Raw genomic sequence first — 21,231 nt, 5'->3', positions numbered from 1 at the left:
TGTTGAAAACTACCTGTTAAATAACCCCAAAACTATTGGCTAATAACTATTTTAATTTTGTAAATTTGCCTGCGTTTATAAGCGCATCATGACAAGTACAGCAAAATACATTTTTGTAACCGGTGGGGTTACATCTTCATTAGGAAAAGGAATAATAGCAGCTTCATTAGCTAAACTATTACAAGCACAGGGATATCGAGTAACCATTCAGAAGTTAGATCCATACATCAACGTAGATCCAGGAACTTTAAATCCATACGAACACGGGGAATGTTACGTAACGGAGGACGGAGCAGAAACCGATTTAGATTTAGGACACTACGAACGTTTTTTAAATGTTCCTACCAGTCAGGCTAACAATGTTACGACGGGTCGTATTTACCAAAGTGTTATTCAGAAAGAGCGTCGTGGTGAATTTTTAGGAAAAACAGTTCAGGTGGTTCCTCATATTACAGACGAAATTAAGGAGCGTATTCAAATTTTAGGTAAATCGGGCGATTACGATATTATTATTACCGAAATAGGAGGAACTGTTGGTGATATAGAATCACTTCCTTATGTTGAAGCCGTACGTCAGTTACGATGGGATCTAGGTGAGAACAATGGTATTGTTATTCACTTAACTTTAATTCCATATTTAGCCGCTGCTGGTGAGTTAAAAACCAAACCAACTCAGCACAGTGTTAAAACATTAATGGAATCTGGAGTGCAAGCAGATATTTTAGTTTGTAGAACAGAACATGATTTACCAAACGATATTCGTAGAAAACTAGCATTATTCTGTAACGTACGTGAAGAAGCTGTAATTCAGTCTATTGATGCTTCAACTATTTACGATGTTCCAAACTTAATGTTAGAGCAAGGTTTAGACAAGGTAGTGCTTAAAAAGTTAGCATTGGAGAGTTCTACTCCAGATATAACTAGATGGAATCAATTCCTTACACGTCATAAAAATCCTAAAACCGAGATTACTATTGGGTTAATAGGTAAATATGTCGAATTACAAGATTCCTATAAATCTATTTTAGAAGCCTTTATTCATGCAGGTGCGGAAAATGAGGTAAAAGTAAATGTAGAGTCTATTCATTCAGAATATATTAATAAAGATAACGTTAAACTAAAATTAGGTCATTTAGACGGGGTTTTAGTAGCGCCAGGTTTTGGTGAGCGTGGAATAGAAGGTAAAATTGATGCTGTTCAATTTGTACGTGAAAACAATATTCCATACTTCGGGATTTGTTTAGGCATGCAAATGGCAGTAATTGAATTTGCGAGAAATGTTTTAGGCCTTTCTGATGCCGATTCAACTGAAATGACTCCTGAAACTACTAACCCGGTAATTGATTTAATGGAAGATCAAAAAGATGTTACCGATAAAGGAGGTACTATGCGTTTAGGGGCTTGGGCATGTGATTTGAAAATAGGTAGCGCGGTACGTGATATCTATAAGGCTGAAACTATTACCGAACGTCATAGACACCGTTATGAGTTTAACGGAAAATATAAAGAGGCTATGGAAGCTGCTGGAATGATAGCAACAGGTTTAAATCCTGATACTGGATTGGTAGAGATTGTTGAGGTACCAGCACATCCGTTTTTTGTAGGAGTACAATACCACCCAGAATATAAGAGTACAGTTGCTAATCCACATCCGTTATTTGTAGCCTTTGTGAAAGCCGCTTTAAGTTATAAGATTAAAAATGCAGGTGTCAAAATAGCACAAAACTAATACTTGGTCAGTTTTTTGATAGTATTGAGGCATAATCTTTAATAGATAAAACAATAAATGGAAGAAAAAAAATTAGATATTAATTCGATTATAGGCTTCTTGCTTATTTTCGGAATTTTAATGTACATGCTTTGGCAAAATCAACCTACGCCGGAGGAACTTGAAGCTCAAGAAAAAGCTAAGCAAGAACAGGTTGAAGCCGAAACTAAGGTAAAAGAACAGCAAAATATTGCGGTAACAACAGCAGAGGATTTTGTTGTATCATCGGAAACAGATTCTTTACAATTAGTAGCTCTTCAAAATAAATTAGGCGCATTTGCTTATTCAGCAACTAGAGCATCAAAGGAAGAAACAACAGTTGAAAGTGATTTGTTAGCTCTTACCTTTAGTAATAAAGGAGGGTATCTTTCAGAAGTACGTTTAAAAGATTATGTCGATTTCAAAGACAATCCTATTTATATTATTAAAGATAATAATGCTGGATTTAATATCAATTTCGGAACCACAGATAGTCGGATTTTAAACACTAAAGACTTATATTTTGAACCTTCGGTAACAAAAAATGGTGATGTTACTGTAGTTTCTATGAAACTTAAGGTTTCAGAAAGTAAATTTTTAGAGTATCGATACGAACTGAAGCAGGGCGATTATATGATGGATTTTACTATTCGTTCGCAAGGTTTAAGTGATGTTATAAATAGTTCTCAGGATATTAACTTAGACTGGAATATAAAAACGTATCGCCATGCCAAAAGTATCTCTTACGAAAACAGATATACCGAATTGGTTTATGAGTATGAAGGTGGTAAAGATGATTATTTGGGGCAAAGAGAGCTGTCTGAAGATAAAGCAGAAGATGTAACATATGTAGCTTTCAAACAACATTTTTTTACTTCTATTCTGTTAACAGATACGCCATTTAAATCAGCAGTTTTAGAATCTCGAAATCTGGTTCAAAACGAAGATGTCGATACGGTTTATACTAAAGCTATGGCGGTTAAACTTCCGCTAGAATTTAAAGGAGGTGAAATTAATCAATCCATGAATTGGTATTACGGGCCATCTGATTATAAAATTTTAAAGGCTTACGACAGAAACCTGGATGAGATTGTACCATTAGGATGGGGAATCTTTGGATGGATAAATAAACATTTATTCATTCCGTTCTTTGCTTTCTTGGGTGGTTTCTTGCCATATGGTATTGCTATTATTGTTATGACCATCTCAATTAAATTGTTAATGTCGTTTGTGCAGTACAAGCAATTCTTATCTCAGGCAAAACTTAAAATATTAAAACCTGAATTAGATGAAATAAGAGAAAAGTATAAAGACAACAAAATGAAAGCGCAGCAAGAAACTATGGCGCTTCAAACAAAGGCAGGAGCTAGCCCAATGGCGGGATGTATTCCAGCTTTAATTCAGTTGCCGGTTTTTTATGCTTTATTTCAATTCTTCCCATCAGCTTTCGATTTACGTCAGAAGCCATTCTTATGGGCAGAAGATTTATCATCTTATGATACTATTATGGAATTGCCGTTTAAAATTCCATTCTACGGAGATCACGTGAGTTTATTTCCATTATTAGCTTCGATTGCTATATTCTTTTATATGCAGTTAACAACGGGACAAAATATGCAGAGTCAGCCTCAGCAAGAAGGTATGCCGGATATGGGTAAAATGATGAAATACATGATGTATTTCTCTCCAATTATGATGTTATTTTTCTTTAATAACTATGCGTCAGGATTGAGTTTGTATTACTTTGTTTCTAACCTAATTAGTATTGGTATTATCTTAGTAATTAAGAATTTCATCTTAGATGAAGATAAGATTCATGCACAGATACAGGAGAAAAAGAAGAAGCCTAGAAAAGAAAGTCGTTTCCAACAAAAAATGAAAGAAATGATGGAGCAGGCGGAAAAGCAAAAACAAATACAACAAAACCAAAAGCGTAAATAAGTTGTAATTAAAATACTTTAAAGGCTGTCGTAAATTATGCGACAGCTTTTTTTGTTTCAATAATTTTATAAATTGCCGTTCGTTTACAAAAGAAACCTAAATTATTATGAAAAGATTACTCGTTATTCATCTCATTGTTTTAAGTATTTCAGGATTCATTTCAGCACAAAACATAAATCAATTTGATGCTAATGGTAAGCATCATGGTATATGGAAAAAGAATTTTGACGACACTGATGTTTTAAGGTATGAAGGCGCATTTCAACATGGTAAAGAGGTAGGGGTATTTAAATTTTATAAAAACATTAAAGGGCGAGCAGTTTTAACGGCTACAAAACAATTTAATGCTGATAACGATATAGCAGAAGTACAGTTCCTGGCTTCAAACGGAAAAGTGATTAGTGAAGGGCAAATGAAGGGTAGGTTACGAGTTGGTATCTGGAAATACTACCAGAAAAACAATAATAATTTATTAACTACCGAAAATTATAACGCTCATGGGGTGTTAGATGGGGAGCGTTTGGTTTATTACTCAAGTGGGCAAGTTTCCGAGAAGGAATTGTATGAAGAAGGTAAGTTAGAAGGCATAACGACCGTGTATTCGGAAGCGAATGTTATAATTAAAGAGATTACTTATAGTAATGATATGTTACACGGATCTTTCAAGGTGTATTCTGCCGATGGTAAACTGGAAATCGATGGGCAATTTCAAAATGATAAGAAGGTCGGACTTTGGAGATACTATGAAAAGGGTGAATTAATAGAACAGAAAAAGTTTTAACAGCTATATTTTAGTTACCAATGTTTACTTTATTTCGTAGATTTCCAACAATTATAGTTTTGAAGAACTAGCTTATGGATATGCTTTATTTAATAGATATCTTGGGTACCATTGCGTTTACCATTTCAGGGGCATTGGTAGCAATAAATAAACGGATGGACGCCTTTGGTGTTTTTATAATTGCAAGTGTTACTGCCGTGGGTGGTGGAACTTTGCGAGATGTGTTAATAGGAAGTACTCCTGTGGTATGGATGCAGGATATGACTTATATATACCTTATCGTGATATCTACCATTTTTGCGATTATAGCAAGGAGTAAGATTGATTTTTTTAGAACGTCCTTATTTTTATTTGATACGATTGGTATTGGTTTGTATACATTAATAGGAGTAGAGAAAGGAGTAACGGCGGGATTGCATCCTATAATATGTATAGCATTGGGGGTAATGTCTGCCTGTTTTGGAGGTGTTATTAGAGATATTTTGTGCAACGAAATACCGGTGCTTTTTAGGAAGGAAATTTATGCGATACCTTGTTTGTTGGGAGGGGTCACTTATTTTGTACTTGAATTGTTTCCTATTCCAGATAATTTGGTCTTTTTAGTATCTGGAGGGATTGTTATAGTTACTCGTTTACTTGCTGTTAAATTTCATATTGCATTGCCAATTATAGCACCTAAGTCTTAAATTAAAATCCTGTTATTTTATTATTTCAACGTTTCTTATATAAACATTTCGTAAAGGCCAGTCTGCTTCATCTGTGTCCACAGCAGCAATTTTATCAACTACATCCATACCACTAATTACTTTGCCAAAAATAGTGTAGTCGCCATCTAAATAATGAGCTCCACCATGTTGTTGTACTATGAAAAATTCGTAGGGTGAAGCTAATTTGTGAGGATTATCTATTTCGCTACTAGGCATCGATATTACTCCACGATCGTGCTTAAAACCACGTTTGGTGTCTGCAGGAAGCAGGTATTTACCTATATAGCGCCGTTTGCGTCCCACTTCTACATCATCACTACTACCAGCTTGAATCATAAAATTATTGATTACCCGATAAAATTGCGTCCCGTTAAAGTACTTTTGCTTAGTAAGGAATATAAAATTAGCACGGTGGTATTTTGTAATGTCGTATAATAAAATATCAATATCTCCAAAATCTGTGCTTATACGCACTTTATTTTCTTTATTCTCTTTTTCGTATTCTAAAAAGAAATGCATAGCATTTTTCTCTGTGAGTTTAGGGAATTCCCTCTTTGGAATTTTAGGTTGACTAGTAACAGAGTCCTTTTTTTTCAGTTTTGTTTCTGTTGCCGATGGGGTATTTTTCTGTTTAGTTTTTTTATCTTCACAATTCAGAAGGCAAAGACTTAAACAAAATAATAAGATAAGGCGCATAAAGGATGAATTTTGATGAATTTTTAAAATCAATTTCAAAAGTAAAAAATATACCGCTACCAGCCGAAGCATCGCAATTTAAAATGGTGCCTGATTTTCGGCATGAGGTCTTGCGTCAACAAAAAAACGGAGTAAAGCGAGCTAAAAAGGCAGCTGTTCTAGCTTTGTTTTATCCTAACAAAGCCAATGAAACCCATTTTGTACTTATATTAAGAAAAACCTATAAAGGGGTTCATTCGGCTCAGGTAGGTTTTCCCGGTGGACGCGTTGAATCGGGTGATACATCTTTGGAGGAAGCTGCGTTAAGAGAAACATATGAGGAGGTTGGTGTACCGAAAGAGTATGTTCATGTTTTGCGGCAAATAACAAATGTTTACATTCCTCCAAGTAATTTTTATGTATTTCCTTTTATTGGGGTTAGTAGACAAACACCAGAGTTTGTTAAACAGGAAGAAGAAGTTGAAGCTATTTTGGAAGTTGCTTTGAAACATTTCTTAGATGATAATAATGTAATAACCAAAAAAGTACGGGCGTCTTATGCTTACGAAGTAGAGGTTCCTGCATTTGAATTAAATAATCAAGTAGTATGGGGTGCTACTGCCATGATGCTAAGTGAAATAAAAGACTTGTTAAAACAACTATTGTAATTGGTGATAATTGTTACATTTGCATCGACCAACTATTATTTTGACGCGTGATTTATGGGATTGTTAAAAAGAAACCCGTTTGGGCATATACTTATTATTAAAAAATGGCTTATCCGAATACTCGGATCTATGACTCATAGAAGATTTAGAGGTTTTAATGAACTTCAAATTGAAGGCTCCGAAATTATTAAAAATTTACCTGATAAAAACGTACTTTTTATTTCAAACCACCAAACCTACTTTGCGGATGTAGTGGCTATGTTTCACGTGTTTAATGCAAGTTTGAGTGGTCGTGTAGATTCTATTAAAAATGTAGGTTATTTATGGAATCCGAAATTGAATATATACTATGTAGCAGCTAAAGAAACCATGAAAGCGGGCTTATTACCTAAAATATTAGCTTATGTAGGTTCCGTGAGTATTGAACGTACTTGGCGAGCCGAAGGGAAAGATGTGAATCGCCAGGTGAGAATGAGTGATATTTCAAATATAGGTAAAGCCTTAGATGATGGTTGGGTAATTACCTTTCCGCAGGGAACTACCACCCCTTTCAAACCTATTAGAAAGGGAACAGCGCATATAATTAAACGTTATAAACCTGTTGTTGTCCCAATTGTTATTGATGGGTTTAGACGTTCTTTCGATAAAAAAGGACTGCGTATCAAGAAAAAAAATATTCTGCAAACAATGGAAATAAAAGAGCCGTTGTTTATCGATTATGATAATGAAACAACCGAACAGATTGTTAAGAAAATTGAATATGCTATCGAACAGCATCCATCTTTTTTAAAAGTGATTCCTCAAAAGGAGATTGAAGCACAAGAGGCTTTAAATAAACTGCGAGAGTGGTAAATAACGAGAAGTTTGTAAACTTCTAATAGTTAATAACTACTAATAATTCCAATTCGAAATATTGGTTGAATTTCCTATTTTGCGTTTCGTAATAACTTAAAAGTATTGATTATAGCGTGAAAGTTTGTATTGCCGAAAAACCTAGTGTTGCCAGAGAAATTGCCTCCGTTTTAGGAGCTAATTCTAAACGTGATGGCTATTATGAAGGTAATGGTTATGCGGTTACTTATACCTTTGGACATTTATGTACGCTCAAGGAACCTAACGATTATAAGCCATACTGGAAAAGTTGGGATTTAAATAACCTTCCTATGTTACCTGAGAAATTTGAAACTAAGGTGGTTTCAAATTCTGGTATTCAAAAGCAATTTAAAATTGTAAAAAGTTTATTCGATAGGGCTGAAGTTGTTATAAACTGTGGTGATGCTGGGCAGGAAGGGGAACTTATCCAACGTTGGGTAATGAATGAGGCTAAATATCAAGGTGAAGTTAAACGACTTTGGATTTCTTCACTTACTACAGAGGCGATTAAAGAGGGTTTTGAAAATTTAAAGCCATCCAGCGATTACGATAATTTGTATTATGCCGGATTCTCGAGAGCCATAGGCGATTGGTTGTTGGGTATGAATGCTACACGATTGTACACCTTAAAGCATGGTGCGAATAAGCAGGTCTTGTCGATAGGCAGGGTGCAAACACCAACCTTAGCCATGGTGGTAAACAGGTTTAAAGAAATTGAAAATTTTAAACCACAACCTTACTGGGAGTTACAAACCTTATATAGAGAGACCCTGTTTAGTTACGAAGAAGGGCGGTTTTTTAAAAAGGAAGACGGTGAAGTTCTGGCAAACAAGGTTAAGGAAAGCGATTTTGAAATTGAATCTATAACCAAGAAAAAAGGGAAAGAATACGCGCCTAAACTATTCGATTTAACAGGCTTACAAGTGTATTGTAATACTAAATTTGGATTTTCAGCCGATGAAACCTTAAAGATCGTTCAGTCTTTATACGAGAAGAAGGTTGTTACCTACCCAAGAGTAGATACAACTTTTTTACCAAGCGATATTTATCCGAAAGTAGAAGGTATATTGCGGAAGCTTACAGTTTATTCAAATTTAACACAGCCACTATTAGGGAAGAAAATAAAGAAATCATCGAAAGTATTTAACGACAAAAAAGTCACTGATCACCACGCTATTATCCCAACAGGGATGCAATCCGGTTTGCCCTATGCGCAGCAACAGGTCTACGATATTATCGTAAAGCGATTTATTGCGGTGTTTTATGACGATTGTTCAGTAGCGAATACTACGGTTATAGGGAAAGCAGCTGATGTGTCTTTTAAAACTACGGGAAAAGAAATTTTAAGTAAAGGCTGGCGAGTCGTGTTTGAAAATCCGAATGCTAAAGAAAAGGAGTCTGGTATTTTACCGGCCTTTGTAAAAGGTGAAAGAGGTCCCCATGAGCCTACATTCTTAGAAAAGGAAACCAAGCCGCCGAATCAATATACAGAAGCATCTTTGTTGCGAGCTATGGAAACGGCCGGGAAGCAGGTTGATGATGAAGATTTACGTGAATTGATGAAAGAGAATGGTATTGGACGACCTTCTACGCGCGCTAATATTATAGAAACGCTTTTTAAACGCAAATATATCGTGCGAAATAAGAAGCAGGTATTACCAACTAATACGGGGATTCAATTAATTGAAACCATTCAGAATGATTTATTAAAATCTGCCGAGCTTACAGGGAGTTGGGAGAAGCAGCTAAAGGACATTGAGAAAGGTATTTATAAAGCCGGCGCTTTTATTCATAATATGAAGCGTATGGTGGATGCTTTGGTGTATGAGGTTAGAAGTGAAACCATGCGAGCGAATATATCGCATACTGTTAGTGCAAAGAAAACGGCTGTCAAAGCTAAAAAGAAGGCTTCTGGAAGCATTTCTGAAGAGCTATGCCCTAAATGTCAACAGGGATCTATCCTGAAGGGAAAATCAGCTTATGGATGTAGTGCTTATAAGTCCGGGTGTGACTTTGTTATGCCTTTTAGTTTTGAAGGAAAAAAGATTTCCGAGAAGCAATTCATTAGATTATTAAAGAAGGGGTCTACAGTTAATTTAAAAGGGTTTAAAACTAAGCACGGTGCTGTGGAAGGCTTAGTGCGTTTCGATGATCAATTTCAGCTTAAATTAGAGCCTAAAAAGTCTGCTGTAAAAACAAAACCAGATGAGTTACTTTGTCCTAAATGTCAGAAAGGAACAGTCTTAAAAGGTAAGACAGCTTATGGTTGTAGCGCATATAAATCGGGTTGTAATTTTACGGTCACCTTTGATGTAGTTCGAGAAAAAATGAATGGACAAACACCCACAAAAGACTTGGTTTATGATATCTTAAAGCAAAATGTCTAGATTATGCTTCACAGACATTTTATTATTTATAAACCTTTCGGGATGTTAAGTCAGTTTGCTAGTAATGATAGTAAGCAGCAATCGAAAAAGTTTTTGGGGATGCTCGGGGATTTCCCAGAAGAAACCATGGCTATTGGTCGGTTGGATGAAAAATCGGAAGGCTTGCTGTTACTTACCACCGATGGTAAAATGAGTGACTTTATTAATTCTAAAAAGGTTGAAAAGGAATATTATGCCCAATTAGATGGTGATATTACTACTGAGGCCATAGAGCAGTTAAAGACCGGGGTTAAAATTGGTCTGAATGGCAAAAAATATCAAACCAAACCATGTCCGGTTGTAAAGCTTACTGAAGAACCTGCATTACCTGCGCGGTCTAAAAAAATTAGAGACGCACGTCATGGACCAACATCATGGGTATCTATAACCTTAAAGGAAGGTAAGTTTAGACAAGTTCGAAAAATGACTTCAGCCGTTGGATTTCCAACCCTAAGACTCGTACGCATAAGGGTAGGTAATATTGCTCTTAACCCCATGCAGGTAGGGGATGTCATCGAAGTAAAGGAGTTTATGGTTTAAATTTCCAGTTTTTTTAATTCGTTGTAATTCGAGTTTAATCTTTTTAGTAGCAGCCCGTAAATTAACCAGTAAAAAAGTAATAATACACCAATTACAACAGCTAGCATTAAGACCGTGGCTATGATAAACACCGCATAAAACTTAAATATTTCGCCACTTGCGGCTGCTTGCTGAGCCTGATTTATTAATATATCATCATTATTGAATTCTACAAACAAAGCTGCTATGGTAGAGGCGACTAAGTATCCTAAATTGAATAGCACATAATATCGCACTGTTTTACGTGTCTTAATAATGTTTTCCATTAATACCTTGGCACTATCGGTAACCGATATGTTTCTGTAGTTCCTGAAAAAGAGGTAAAAGAAGTAAGCTAAAATGATGTAGCCAATAATAACTAAAGGCGTGTAAACCGAATTGTTACTATAGCTTTCAAAGCGCTTCATGCTTTCGGTATCTTTGATAAAAAAGGCAATGCCTGTCCAGAGCACAAATTCTAGTATGCTGATAATAAATATCCATTTTACGATGGAGGACGAGCGCTTCAATATCATAGAGTAGATTTGGTTATAACTCAGCTTTGGGAACTTATCGTCTGACTTCTTCCAGTCTTTTTTTAATAAATCTAATTCATCCATATGCTACGGATTTAAAATGGTTTTTAGTTTGGTTTTAATTCGGTTCATTTTCACACGTGCATTAACCTCGCTTATACCTAAAGTTTCACTAATTTCTCTATAGTCTTTGTCTTCTAAATACAAAAACACCAGTGCTTTTTCAATATCATTTAACTGGTGTACCGCTTTGTATAATACCTTTAATTGTTGCTCTTCGGTATCGTCATAAACTTCTGCCTTTATTTTAAATTCTACATCATTAAAGTCTTCCGTATTAATACGTCGTTTCGATTTTCTGTAAAGGGTAATAGCAGTGTTTAAACTTACACGATACATCCAGGTGCTAAATTTTGCTTCGCCTCTAAATTTCGGATAGGCTTTCCAAAGTTGTATAGTAATTTCTTGAAATAGGTCGTTATGAGCATCGTAATTATTGGTGTACAAACGACATACTTTGTGTACTATATTTTGGTGCTTTTCTAGTAATTCAACAAAGCTATGTTCTAACTCTTTTTTCAATGTATTGGTTTAGTTACTTTATAAGTAGTTTTTGTTTGTAGAATGTTACAATTTTATCTAAAATAAAGATAGGAATTTGATTGAATGAATAGGTAGTAGTTTTAAAAAAAGACCAAAGTGTTTGTTAATATTGTGAATTTGTTTTCAAGTAAAAAATTTGAACTTGTTGTTTAACTTTGTGTTGTTAAATGACTGATATGTAATTTATTAATTTTGTATATAGATTTTGTCTATAGTGATGAAATACGTATTTTTTAAAGAATATTGGGGTTAGAAACATCGCAATATAATGAAAATATAAAAGGATGTTAGCTTAAGAATTATTTTTAATGTATAAGATAAAACTAGTTGCATGTAAATATAGTTTTTTTATTAATAAAGGGGTGAATATTTTAATGTGAATGACATAAGATTCCATAAGAAAAATGATAAATTTAGAGCCTAAATTTTACTGCAAATAAGAAGATTAATAAACTGAAATTTTTTGGTAGAATTATATTAAACGAGATTAAAAATTATGTTATGGCATGTTTATTGATTTTCTGAACCAAACAAACTAAATCTATCTATAATGAAGAAAAACTACATGTTATATTTTGCAATAACTATATTAATGGTGTCTTGTGGAAGTTCAGGTTATGTGCATTTAAATTACCCTCAGGAACCAATAGTTGTTTTGTCTAACGAAGTGGAAGATATTGTGGTGGTAAATCGTTCTTTGGTTAGACCTGAAGACAAACAAGCAGGTAGATTAGAATCTATTACAACCGGAGAAATTGCAGGTTCCGATCGATTAGCTTCCGATGAAGCTATTAAAGGAGTATTCGATGGAATACAAAATAAAAGTCATATTAGAATTGTTATTCCTGACACCCTAAGATTATATGGTACGGGGACTAGACAAATTCCTGATAAGTTAGATTGGGACCAGGTAAAGCAAATCTGTGATTTAGCAGAGGCCGATGTATTGCTAGTACTTGAAAATTTTGATTCTAATTCAGATTTGTTGCGTGCAGCCATAGCTGATCAGGTGTCTTCGGTACTCACATCAGGGAGACCGAATCCTAGAATACCATCTCAAGCTAGGGTAAATGTTCAAAGTTATTGGCGATTGTATGATCCTTATACTAAAACGATTATTGATCAGCATCAGCGAACTTATTATATGAATTTTGATTTGGTGAATGGGTTACCTCCTTTATCTGCTTTACCTGAAACAGCTTATGCTGCAGGTATGGATTATATGAGTCGGTTTTTGCCGAGTTATTATCGCGTTAAACGTGATATGTACAAGAAGGGCAAGGGACATGAAAAATATCGTTTTGCTGCGGGATGGCGATCGGCCGAAGTGGCTAAGTGGCAAGATGCTATAGGTATTTGGAAAGAGGTTGTAACTAATGGTAATCGTAAATCTGCAGGTAGAGCTGCTCATAATATAGCTGTATCTTATGAGGTCTTAGGAGATACTCAAAAAGCTTTAGAATGGGCGCAGCGAGCTTACAGAGATTATGGGGAGGCGTTAAGTAGAGACTATGCTAAAATTTTATTAAGAAGAAAACAGTTCGAGAATTAAATTAGTTCTCTTCTAGCTTAATGATGTTATTTATTTTTTTGTTAAAAACAGGAACGTCAATACCTGCCATAAATTGTAATCGTGTATAGCGTAATTCCGAATTAATTGCGTTGCTTATTTTAAAGCCTTCGGCGTTTATAGTGTAAGGATTTAAGAAAGAATTTTTACTGTTGGCATGAGTAATCCCAAAAATTAAATTGGCCCATTTAAGGGTCCAATCTATACCCATGCTGATGTGATAAAAATCATCCCCTAAATTAGTTTCCTTTGTGTTTTCTACAGACAAATCAAAAATATTGGCGGTCTTTTTTAGTGGGCTAAAATCTGTTGAAAAACCACCGTAAAGTTTAATTTTTTCATTTAAAAATAATTCAGCACCAACACCAAAGTTTAGTACTGCAACGCGTGCTTCATTAAAATTAATGGTAGTAAGAGAATTTAAACCTAAGTCTAAAGATGGTATATTAATCCTGTTAAAGCTTTTTATTCCTGTAATGTAATCAACATTTAAATGTAATTTGCTTTTATTTATAGGGATTCCGGCTCCTATTGAAATACCTAGAGGTTCTTTTCTTTTTGATTTTAAGTTTCTAAAATCATAGTCTATAAATTTATTATATTCTTGATTTACTCCAGCAACTACTTCGGTGTACCCGAAAGTTCCATCGTTATACACTTCTAGATAGGGTAAATTAATATTCATTCCCAGTTGTAATTTTTTCAGACTGTAGTTAAATCCGATTTTAAAAAATGCCCCATAGGAGGTTTGGCTAAAACTACGGTAGGATTTATAGAAGGCGACTTCGTTGTTTTCAGATTCTACAGTATGATTTAAATTTGATCGACCAGAATGCGAGTATATTGAACCAAACAATGAAACTCCAACGTAAAAATTTTGTGCTAGGGTATAAGCCCAGGTAATGCCGGTCCAGTCATCACGCACTTTGTTCATTAAATTAATGCTGGCATTATGTTTTATGGCATTTGGAAATATAGCCAAAATATCATCATTTAAGTAGTAATGATCGTAGTATAAATCGCTGTTATGATTGGATTTTGTTAAATAGGTATACGCGAATTTAGTACCGAATAAATTAAATATACCTCCAGCCATATTTGATGCCCCACTAAATTTTGTTGTACTTAGTTTAGAATCTTCATTTAATACATTATCGAGCTTAATATTTTCAATTTGATAAGCTCGGGCATTTAAAGAAAAACCAACTTTAGTAGTATTGGCTAGAAAAGAAGGATTGTAGTAGCTTAATCCAATATCGGAAACACTTCCGGTAACATTTCCAGCGAGTACAATGGAGCGGTTACCAAAGTTATTAAACTTGTAGTTGCTGCGTTGTGCAAAGCAATGTATTGCCCCAATAAAGAGTACTGCAAAAAGTCGTGCTGTTAAATGCATGCGTATATTACCTTTTATCAATTATAAACTTAGGTATTATTGATAAAAGGGCAAACCTTTTTAGTTGATTTAATTTCAGTAAGTTAAGGTTTGTAGGTGGTAAGGGTTAAAGACATTTTTATAAACATATTAAAAATGAAATTTTGACATTTAATAACGGTAAGTATCTGTAATAATGTCATTTATGATTTGTTTTAGCTCGTCTAAACCGACATTTTTTCGGAATTATAGCTTTGGCTTCTTATTTGCACTTTAGTAAGTGAAAATAAAGAAAATAAATGTTTAACTTAAATTTTTTAGTTATGAGTAATCTTGTAAAAAGTCCAAAAAATGGTAGTTTAACACGAAGAGTTAACAATCCGGTAACTGGTTTTCCTTCTTTATCTAGTTGGTTAGATGATTTTGGAATAGGAGAATTCCCTTCGTTATTTTCGTCTAACTTTAATACAGGTATGTCTTTACCAAAAGTAAATATTAAAGAAAGTGCCGATGCATTCGATGTAGAAATGGCTGTTCCAGGATTAAAGAAATCTGATTTCAAAATAAATTTAGAAAATAACAGCCTGTCTATTTCAGCAGAGTTAAACGACGAAAAAGAAGAAACCAATGATGGCTATACACGAAGAGAATTTGGCTATTCATCATTTAAACGGATGTTTACGCTACCAGATACTGTAGACGACAGTAAAATTAATGCCGAATATAAGGAAGGGATATTAAAAGTTCATCTTCCAAAACGTGAAGAGGCAAAAGAAAAGCCACCTAGAAATATTAAGATTTCTTAATAGGTATTAAAAAGGCAGCTTAGGCTGTCTTTTTTAGTTAAAGAATTATGTCAAGTAATTAAAATGATTAATTGTTCATATTAAAAATCATTGAGGTGTTATGACATAAGTCATTTTAAATATAGTGTAATAGTACTAACTTTAAGACAGTAGTATTAAATGTCATGTTACTTAATAAGAAAAATCCAGAGATTGAAATCGGAAGGAATAGTAGTTTATATTTCGCCCTAGGGTTGAATTTAATGTTGTTTTTATCATGGCAATTATTAGAATATAAAACATTTGAAAAAGACGAAGTAGATATTGGGGTTGTTAATATTGAGGCTCAGGTAGAAGAAGATATTCCTATTGTGCATATGGATAAATTGCCACCACCACCGCCACCACCGCCAGCTATAATGACTGAGTCTATTGAGATTGTTGAAAATGAAGAAGTCGTTGAAGAAACGGTATTTGAAAGTACGGAAACTTCTCAGGAAGAATCGATTGTCGAATATGAAGTGGTTGATGTAGGGGATGTTCAGGTAGAAGAAATGGAAGAAGAGGTGGAGGTAGCGTTTGCAGTTATAGAAAATGTACCGATTTACCCTGGTTGTGAAGGTTTATCACGAGAAAAAGCTAAGGCTTGTTTTCAGGAAAAAGTTCAAGAACACATAATAACACATTTTAAGTACCCTGAAGCAGCTTTGGAAATGGGTATTCAAGGACGTGTTTCTGTTATGTTTATTGTTGATGCTCAGGGGTATATAATAGGAGTAAAATCAAGAGGCCCAGATAAAATATTAGAGGCAGAAGCGGAACGTATTATTAAGCTCTTACCTAAAATGCAACCAGGAAAACAAAGAGGCAGACCTGTTAAGGTAATGTATGCAGTTCCTATATTTTTTAAATTCAGAGAAGGATAGTGTTTTTTTATAATTTGATTAGTGAGTTATTCAACTTAGAAGCCAAGAAATATAAAGTTTCTTGGCTTTTTTGATTATAATTTAAAAGTGATATTCCAAAATACCAACAATTAGTAAATTCAATTAAAGATGCTTTAGCCAATAATACACTTTCTAGCAGTGGAGCTTTACCTTTGTAAATGGCGTGATTTATAAGATTATGTCAATTTAAAAAGCTTCCGAGAAATTAAAATAAAGTCCGGCACTATCTTTACCCACACCAAAATCAATACGTAAATTCATTCTTGGCTGTAGCTCCATGCGATAACCCACTCCTGCATTAGGTAACCAATTATTGAGCTCTCCAAAATCATGGGCCACAGATCCCGTTCCTAACCAGGTAACAATTCCGTGTTTTCCTTTTAGACCTTGTTTGTTTAAAAACATGTAGCGCCATTCAGTCATACCTATTACCCCCGTTTTATCTCTATATTGTCCATTTAAATAGCCTCTTATTTTATCCGTAGCACCAATTAGGGTCATGGCGCTATAAGGTACTTCACCCATAGCTTGTCTTCCATAAATTCTAAACGCTAATGTATTTCCAGGACGATTAATTTGCTGATAATACCGAGTGTCAAATTCAATGACATTAAACTTCTGATTACCACCAAGTTTTTTAGAGGCCTGATAAAATGAAGCTTCTACATAAAATCCCTTGTATGCATTAACAACCACATCGCGACTATCATACATAATAGAATATATTAAACCTGATTCCCTGATATTTGGACCAAACTCAATAAAGTTCGGGTCAACAGCCATTAAATCATTAGTATCTTTTACTTTAAAGCTGTTATAGAGGTATGAAATTCCAGCATATAAATTTGGTATTATACGAAAATCAACACGGGGTTGAATCTTGAAAAACACCCTGTTGTATTCAGAATCTGCGCCTTTTTCAATAGAAGAATTGTTTTCATATCCTATACCAAAATAATCATCGTTCACATTCGAAAATCCTAATATAATTTTAACTCTTAATTTATCCTCATTCCAAAACGTATTTATAGCAGAGTTTAAACCTATATTACCTCGGGTGCTAATACTTCCAAGCAACGGGATTGATGAGCGTTGTAGTTCTTTATTGTTAGGATCTGTACTGAATGTATATAGAAGGCCTCCGCCAAGTAATAAGCCGGCTTCAGGGGTGTATCCGGGTCCGGCAAAAGCACTTAAAAAAGGGCGGCCATTAGAAATGAGAGAATCTTTTCTGATTTGCCTTTCTACTAGGTTGTTTTTAATTCTATTAAAAAAAGATGTTTTTTGACCATAACAAATAGATGTACCAATTAAGATTAGCAGGGTACAGAATGTTCTTTTTATCATTAAGTTCAGGATAAGTTGTTTTAAGAACTAAAATTAAAAAAAAAAATAAGAGTAGCCTTAATAATTAGTTGTAATATTAGCCATATCATAATTTATTCTATAATTTTCATTTCACATTGTTAACATGTCTTAAATAGTTAAGAATAAACTTTTAAAAGCAATAAATTAGCAAAGTTTATATCTTAAAAATTACGATAGCAATATGAAATTATTTATTACCTCGCTTGCTTTATATTTCTCGGTCATAAATTTGGCTTTGGCACAACAGATATGGTCACCAAACAAGACATTTTCTTTAGAGTTTTCACTTTTAGAAGATGGTAGCCCTACCTATAAATTAAGCTATTTAAACAAAACTGTTATTGAGACGAGTCGTTTAGGTTTAGAATTGAAAGATGATAAGAAGTCTTTATTAAATGATTTTGTAGTTTCAGAGTATTCAGAAGCTACATTTAATGAGGTCTGGGCACCAGTTTGGGGTGAGGAAAAAGAAATTAGAAACCATTATAATGAATTAGCAGTAAACTTAAAACAACAAGAAACCAATCGAGAAATGATTGTTCGTTTTCGTTTATTTAATGATGGATTAGGGTTTCGATATGAATTTCCAGCCCAGGATAACTTGGTTTATTTTGTTATTAAAGAAGAACGTACACAGTTTGCAATGACTGGAGATCATACGGCTTTTTGGATTCCTGGCGATTTTGACACTCAGGAATATGATTACACCAAATCTAAACTTTCAGAAATTCGTGGCCTTTCAGAGGCTGCCGTGACAGCCAATTTATCTCAGACTTCTTTTGGTGATACGGGAGTTCAAACATCTCTAATAATGAAAACAGATGAAGGTTTGTACATTAATCTACATGAGGCGGCGCTAATTAATTACTCTTGTATGCATCTTAATTTAGACGATGAGAATATGATTTTCGAATCTTTTCTAACTCCTGATGCAAATGGGGATAAAGGTTATATGCAAGCTCCGTGTAATACCCCGTGGAGAACTATTATAGTTAGTGAAAATGCGACCGATATTTTAGCATCACGAATGACATTAAATTTAAACGATCCTTGTGCAATTGAGGATATATCGTGGATTAAACCGGTAAAATATATTGGTGTTTGGTGGGAAATGATTACTGGTAAAAGTACCTGGTCTTATACCAACGATTTACCTGCAGTACAGTTAGGAAAGACTGATTATTCAAAAGTAACCCCTAACGGAACACACGCCGCGAATAACGAAAAGGTGAAACGCTATATTGATTTTGCCTCAGATCACGGTTTTGATGGGGTCTTGGTTGAAGGCTGGAATCAAGGTTGGGAAGACTGGTTCGGACATTCAAAGGATTATGTTTTTGATTTTATGACGCCCTATCCGGATTTTGATGTTCAAGAGATTCATAATTATGCAAAATTGAAAGGCGTGGAAATGATTATGCATCATGAAACTTCTTCATCAGTTAGAAATTATGAACGTCATTTAGATGATGCCTATCAGTTTATGAAAGACAATGGTTATAATGCGGTGAAGAGTGGTTATGTTGGAGATATTTTACCAAGAGGGGAAAATCACTATAATCAATGGATGGTAAATCATTATCAATACGCATTAGAAAAGGCGGCTGATTATGAAATTATGGTCAATGCACACGAAGCAGTAAGGCCAACAGGTCTTTGTAGAACCTATCCAAATTTAATTGGTAACGAATCGGCTAGGGGAACGGAGTATCAGGCATTCGGTGGATCGAAAGCTAATCATGTGACGGTGTTACCTTTTACAAGATTATTAGGAGGTCCAATGGATTATACGCCTGGTATATTTGAAATGGACATGAGTAAATTAAGTCCAAATAACACGTCACATGTAAATAGTACTATAGCTAATCAATTGGCTTTATATGTAACAATGTATAGTCCGCTACAGATGGCGGCAGACCTACCAGAACATTATGAAATGTTTTTGGATGCATTTCAGTTTATTAAGGATGTGGCTATCGACTGGGAAGAGAGTGTTTATTTAGAAGCAGAACCAGGTGATTATATTACAATAGCCAGAAAGGAAAAAGGAAGTAATAACTGGTTTGTTGGAAATGTAAACGGATATGATTCGAGAACCTCAAAAATTACTCTGGACTTCCTTGATAAGGATAAAAAATATGAAGCAATAATTTATGCGGATGCAAAAGATGCTCATTATAAAACCAACCCACAGGCTTATTCTATAAAAACAAAAAAGGTAACTTATAAATCAAAGTTGTCATTAGTGTCTGCATCTGGAGGAGGATATGCTATAAGTATAAAGGAAATAAAATAATATCCATACTGAGTTTATTAAACATATATCCCACTTATTGTGGGATTTTTGTTTTTCAAGAAGTCTACTGTGGATAAATTTTTGTTGAATTTATTCAATTTATATGGGAATTATCATTCTGATTAAAAAATTATTATTTAAATCAATGAGGGTTCATTAAAAATGTTAACTTTAGGAGTGTAATAGCATTAATATTCAATATAATGAGTATGAAATTGGTAAAACACACCTTGTTTAAATTAGTAGCGTTTAGTAGCTTTTTATTCCTTTTTCAATTTTGTAAACCACCAGCAGAAACTTATCCGGTAGTAATGGTTGAAGAACCTATTCAGCAGAATATTGAAATTTTTGGAGAATATGTTGGGCAGTTAACAGCCAAGAAAAAAGTAGAGGTTAGGGCCAGAGTTGATGGTTTTCTAGAAAAAATGTTATTTAAGGAGGGGAAACTAGTTAAAGAAGGGGATGTTCTATTTACTATTGATGCGACTCAGTATTTGGCCAAAACCAATAAAATGAAAGCTCAGGTGGAGCAAGCTAAGGTGGCGGCCGCTAAAGCAGAAAGAGATATAGCCAGATTAAGACCACTTTACGAGCAAAACGCTGCAAGTCAACTGGATTTAGATAACGCACTGGCTAATCTGGAAAAGGAACAAGCTAATATTTTAATGTATGAGGCAGAACTTGAGCAGGCAGAACTGGAATTAAGTTTTACACAGGTAAGGTCGCCATTAACCGGATATGTCGGTGAAAGGCAGGTTGATATTGGTACTTTAGTTGGTTCAGGAGGTGTTTCGTTGTTAACATCCGTTTTTCAGGCAGATACGGTTTTTGTTCATTTTCATATGACGGCCTTAGATTATTTAAAAAGCAAAGAAAGTAATGTTAATTTAACCAATGCCGATACTACTAATGATGAGTTTAAGCCAACGGTAACCGTTACAAAGGCCGATAGGACCACATATCCCATTCAAGGTATTGTAGATTTTGCTAATCCACAGGTGGATTCTAAAACAGGCACCTTCACCCTTAGGGCAGAAATTCCTAATCCGAATAGAGAATTGCTTCCGGGTCAATTTACACGTGTAAAAGTGTTGCTAAATGTATTAGAAAATGCCATTATCATTCCTAAAAAAGCCATTACTGTTGAAAAAGGTGGTGAGTTTATATTTGTGATGCGCAAAGATAGTATTGTAGAAAAACGATATATACAAACTGCTGAAGAATTAAGTACAAATGTAGTGGTAAGTCGCGGACTTTATGCGAACGAAAAAATTGTTTCTGAGGGGCAGCATAAATTGCAGGCTGGAATCAAAATTATCCCTACAACCAAAAGTGACTCTATTTGGAAAAATAAACCATTAAAAAAGGATTAAAT

18 protein-coding genes are annotated in these 21,231 nt (G+C 34.5%); 13 read left to right on the top strand and 5 right to left on the bottom strand.

All coding sequences use genetic code 11. The annotated features are described in order from the left end of the window. Positions 1–88 precede the first annotated feature (88 nt). From H611_RS0102045 to H611_RS0102030, 4 genes are all read left to right on the top strand, one after another. Positions 89–1,729 (top strand): CTP synthase, encoded by a 1,641-nt coding sequence (locus H611_RS0102045; protein WP_027136780.1) that lies wholly within the window; start codon positions 89–91, stop codon positions 1,727–1,729. Between the two features lie 57 nt (positions 1,730–1,786). Further along, positions 1,787–3,688 (top strand): membrane protein insertase YidC, encoded by a 1,902-nt coding sequence (gene yidC / locus H611_RS0102040; RefSeq protein WP_027136779.1) that lies wholly within the window; start codon positions 1,787–1,789, stop codon positions 3,686–3,688. Between the two features lie 106 nt (positions 3,689–3,794). Beyond that, positions 3,795–4,469: a toxin-antitoxin system YwqK family antitoxin gene (locus H611_RS0102035; protein WP_027136778.1), complete on the top strand. Its 675-nt coding sequence runs from the start codon at positions 3,795–3,797 to the stop codon at positions 4,467–4,469. An 80-nt stretch (positions 4,470–4,549) separates the two neighbouring features. Beyond that, positions 4,550–5,155, top strand: a complete 606-nt coding sequence (locus H611_RS0102030; RefSeq protein ID WP_035483231.1) for a trimeric intracellular cation channel family protein — start codon at positions 4,550–4,552, stop codon at positions 5,153–5,155. 12 nt (positions 5,156–5,167) lie between these two features. Here the strand turns inward: H611_RS0102030 and H611_RS0102025 are convergent, their stop codons facing one another. Next, the gene (locus H611_RS0102025) at positions 5,168–5,872 is read right to left on the bottom strand and encodes a peptidylprolyl isomerase (protein ID WP_027136776.1); all 705 of its coding nucleotides are present in this window, start codon (positions 5,870–5,872) and stop codon (positions 5,168–5,170) included. 5 nt (positions 5,873–5,877) lie between these two features. Here H611_RS0102025 and H611_RS0102020 point away from each other — a divergent pair, with 5 nt between their 5' ends. The 4 genes from H611_RS0102020 (at position 5,878) to H611_RS0102005 (ending at position 10,358) form a co-directional block, all read left to right on the top strand. After that, entirely contained in the window at positions 5,878–6,519 is a 642-nt protein-coding gene (locus tag H611_RS0102020) for an NUDIX hydrolase (RefSeq protein WP_027136775.1), read from the top strand. A gap of 54 nt (positions 6,520–6,573) precedes the next feature. Beyond that, complete coding sequence (locus tag H611_RS0102015) at positions 6,574–7,371, top strand: lysophospholipid acyltransferase family protein (RefSeq protein ID WP_027136774.1); 798 nt, start codon at positions 6,574–6,576, stop codon at positions 7,369–7,371. Positions 7,372–7,487: 116 nt separating this feature from the next. Continuing rightward, positions 7,488–9,779 carry a type IA DNA topoisomerase gene (locus tag H611_RS0102010; protein WP_027136773.1) on the top strand — a complete coding sequence of 764 codons (2,292 nt, stop codon included), beginning with the start codon at positions 7,488–7,490 and terminating at the stop codon, positions 9,777–9,779. A gap of 3 nt (positions 9,780–9,782) precedes the next feature. Beyond that, a complete protein-coding gene (locus H611_RS0102005) occupies positions 9,783–10,358 on the top strand; it encodes a pseudouridine synthase (RefSeq protein WP_027136772.1) in 576 nt (191 codons plus the stop codon). Here H611_RS0102005 and H611_RS0102000 read toward each other — a convergent pair. Together H611_RS0102000 and H611_RS0101995 are read right to left on the bottom strand one after the other, a co-directional pair. After that, positions 10,355–10,996, bottom strand: a complete 642-nt coding sequence (locus tag H611_RS0102000; protein ID WP_027136771.1) for a hypothetical protein — start codon at positions 10,994–10,996, stop codon at positions 10,355–10,357. The genes H611_RS0102005 and H611_RS0102000 overlap by 4 nt on opposite strands. A 3-nt stretch (positions 10,997–10,999) precedes the next feature. Then, positions 11,000–11,494 (bottom strand): RNA polymerase sigma factor, encoded by a 495-nt coding sequence (locus H611_RS0101995; protein WP_027136770.1) that lies wholly within the window; start codon positions 11,492–11,494, stop codon positions 11,000–11,002. Positions 11,495–12,065: 571 nt separating this feature from the next. Here H611_RS0101995 and H611_RS0101990 point away from each other — a divergent pair. After that, positions 12,066–13,067, top strand: a complete 1,002-nt coding sequence (locus H611_RS0101990) for a DUF6340 family protein (protein WP_157515024.1) — start codon at positions 12,066–12,068, stop codon at positions 13,065–13,067. Position 13,068: 1 nt separating this feature from the next. Here H611_RS0101990 and H611_RS0101985 read toward each other — a convergent pair whose 3' ends face one another. Then, complete coding sequence (locus tag H611_RS0101985) at positions 13,069–14,481, bottom strand: autotransporter outer membrane beta-barrel domain-containing protein (RefSeq protein ID WP_027136768.1); 1,413 nt, start codon at positions 14,479–14,481, stop codon at positions 13,069–13,071. A gap of 302 nt (positions 14,482–14,783) precedes the next feature. On the opposite strand from H611_RS0101985, the gene H611_RS0101980 reads away from it, so the two are divergent. Then, positions 14,784–15,266 (top strand): Hsp20/alpha crystallin family protein, encoded by a 483-nt coding sequence (locus H611_RS0101980; RefSeq protein ID WP_027136767.1) that lies wholly within the window; start codon positions 14,784–14,786, stop codon positions 15,264–15,266. A 164-nt stretch (positions 15,267–15,430) separates the two neighbouring features. Next, positions 15,431–16,171 carry an energy transducer TonB gene (locus H611_RS0101975; protein WP_027136766.1) on the top strand — a complete coding sequence of 247 codons (741 nt, stop codon included), beginning with the start codon at positions 15,431–15,433 and terminating at the stop codon, positions 16,169–16,171. Between the two features lie 207 nt (positions 16,172–16,378). On the opposite strand, the gene H611_RS0101970 is transcribed toward H611_RS0101975, so the two are convergent. Next, entirely contained in the window at positions 16,379–17,539 is a 1,161-nt protein-coding gene (locus H611_RS0101970; RefSeq protein ID WP_027136765.1) for a BamA/TamA family outer membrane protein, read from the bottom strand. Between the two features lie 202 nt (positions 17,540–17,741). On the opposite strand from H611_RS0101970, the gene H611_RS0101965 reads away from it, so the two are divergent. Continuing rightward, entirely contained in the window at positions 17,742–19,856 is a 2,115-nt protein-coding gene (locus tag H611_RS0101965) for a glycoside hydrolase family 97 protein (protein ID WP_027136764.1), read from the top strand. A gap of 209 nt (positions 19,857–20,065) precedes the next feature. Continuing rightward, complete coding sequence (locus H611_RS13810) at positions 20,066–21,229, top strand: efflux RND transporter periplasmic adaptor subunit (protein WP_051238689.1); 1,164 nt, start codon at positions 20,066–20,068, stop codon at positions 21,227–21,229. Positions 21,230–21,231: the final 2 nt, after the last annotated feature.

Source organism: Gaetbulibacter saemankumensis DSM 17032 (assembly GCF_000425645.1).
Classification (GTDB): Bacteria; Bacteroidota; Bacteroidia; order Flavobacteriales; family Flavobacteriaceae; genus Gaetbulibacter; species Gaetbulibacter saemankumensis.
The sequence above is the reverse complement of the archived record's forward strand: the minus strand, read 5'-3'. Positions and strand labels throughout refer to the sequence as shown.

Excerpts from the sequence above, each read along its gene's own strand:
- H611_RS0102045 (WP_027136780.1), top strand. The coding sequence starts at position 89 with ATGACAAGTACAGCAAAATACATTTTTGTAACCGGTGGGGTTACATCT.
- yidC (WP_027136779.1), top strand. The coding sequence starts at position 1,787 with ATGGAAGAAAAAAAATTAGATATTAATTCGATTATAGGCTTCTTGCTT.
- H611_RS0102035 (WP_027136778.1), top strand. The coding sequence starts at position 3,795 with ATGAAAAGATTACTCGTTATTCATCTCATTGTTTTAAGTATTTCAGGA.
- H611_RS0102030 (WP_035483231.1), top strand. The coding sequence starts at position 4,550 with ATGCTTTATTTAATAGATATCTTGGGTACCATTGCGTTTACCATTTCA.
- H611_RS0102025 (WP_027136776.1), bottom strand. The coding sequence starts at position 5,872 with ATGCGCCTTATCTTATTATTTTGTTTAAGTCTTTGCCTTCTGAATTGT.
- H611_RS0102020 (WP_027136775.1), top strand. The coding sequence starts at position 5,878 with ATGAATTTTGATGAATTTTTAAAATCAATTTCAAAAGTAAAAAATATA.
- H611_RS0102015 (WP_027136774.1), top strand. The coding sequence starts at position 6,574 with ATGGGATTGTTAAAAAGAAACCCGTTTGGGCATATACTTATTATTAAA.
- H611_RS0102005 (WP_027136772.1), top strand. The coding sequence starts at position 9,783 with ATGCTTCACAGACATTTTATTATTTATAAACCTTTCGGGATGTTAAGT.
- H611_RS0102000 (WP_027136771.1), bottom strand. The coding sequence starts at position 10,996 with ATGGATGAATTAGATTTATTAAAAAAAGACTGGAAGAAGTCAGACGAT.
- H611_RS0101990 (WP_157515024.1), top strand. The coding sequence starts at position 12,066 with ATGAAGAAAAACTACATGTTATATTTTGCAATAACTATATTAATGGTG.
- H611_RS0101985 (WP_027136768.1), bottom strand. The coding sequence starts at position 14,481 with ATGCATTTAACAGCACGACTTTTTGCAGTACTCTTTATTGGGGCAATA.
- H611_RS0101980 (WP_027136767.1), top strand. The coding sequence starts at position 14,784 with ATGAGTAATCTTGTAAAAAGTCCAAAAAATGGTAGTTTAACACGAAGA.
- H611_RS0101975 (WP_027136766.1), top strand. The coding sequence starts at position 15,431 with ATGTTACTTAATAAGAAAAATCCAGAGATTGAAATCGGAAGGAATAGT.
- H611_RS0101970 (WP_027136765.1), bottom strand. The coding sequence starts at position 17,539 with ATGATAAAAAGAACATTCTGTACCCTGCTAATCTTAATTGGTACATCT.
- H611_RS0101965 (WP_027136764.1), top strand. The coding sequence starts at position 17,742 with ATGAAATTATTTATTACCTCGCTTGCTTTATATTTCTCGGTCATAAAT.
- H611_RS13810 (WP_051238689.1), top strand. The coding sequence starts at position 20,066 with ATGAAATTGGTAAAACACACCTTGTTTAAATTAGTAGCGTTTAGTAGC.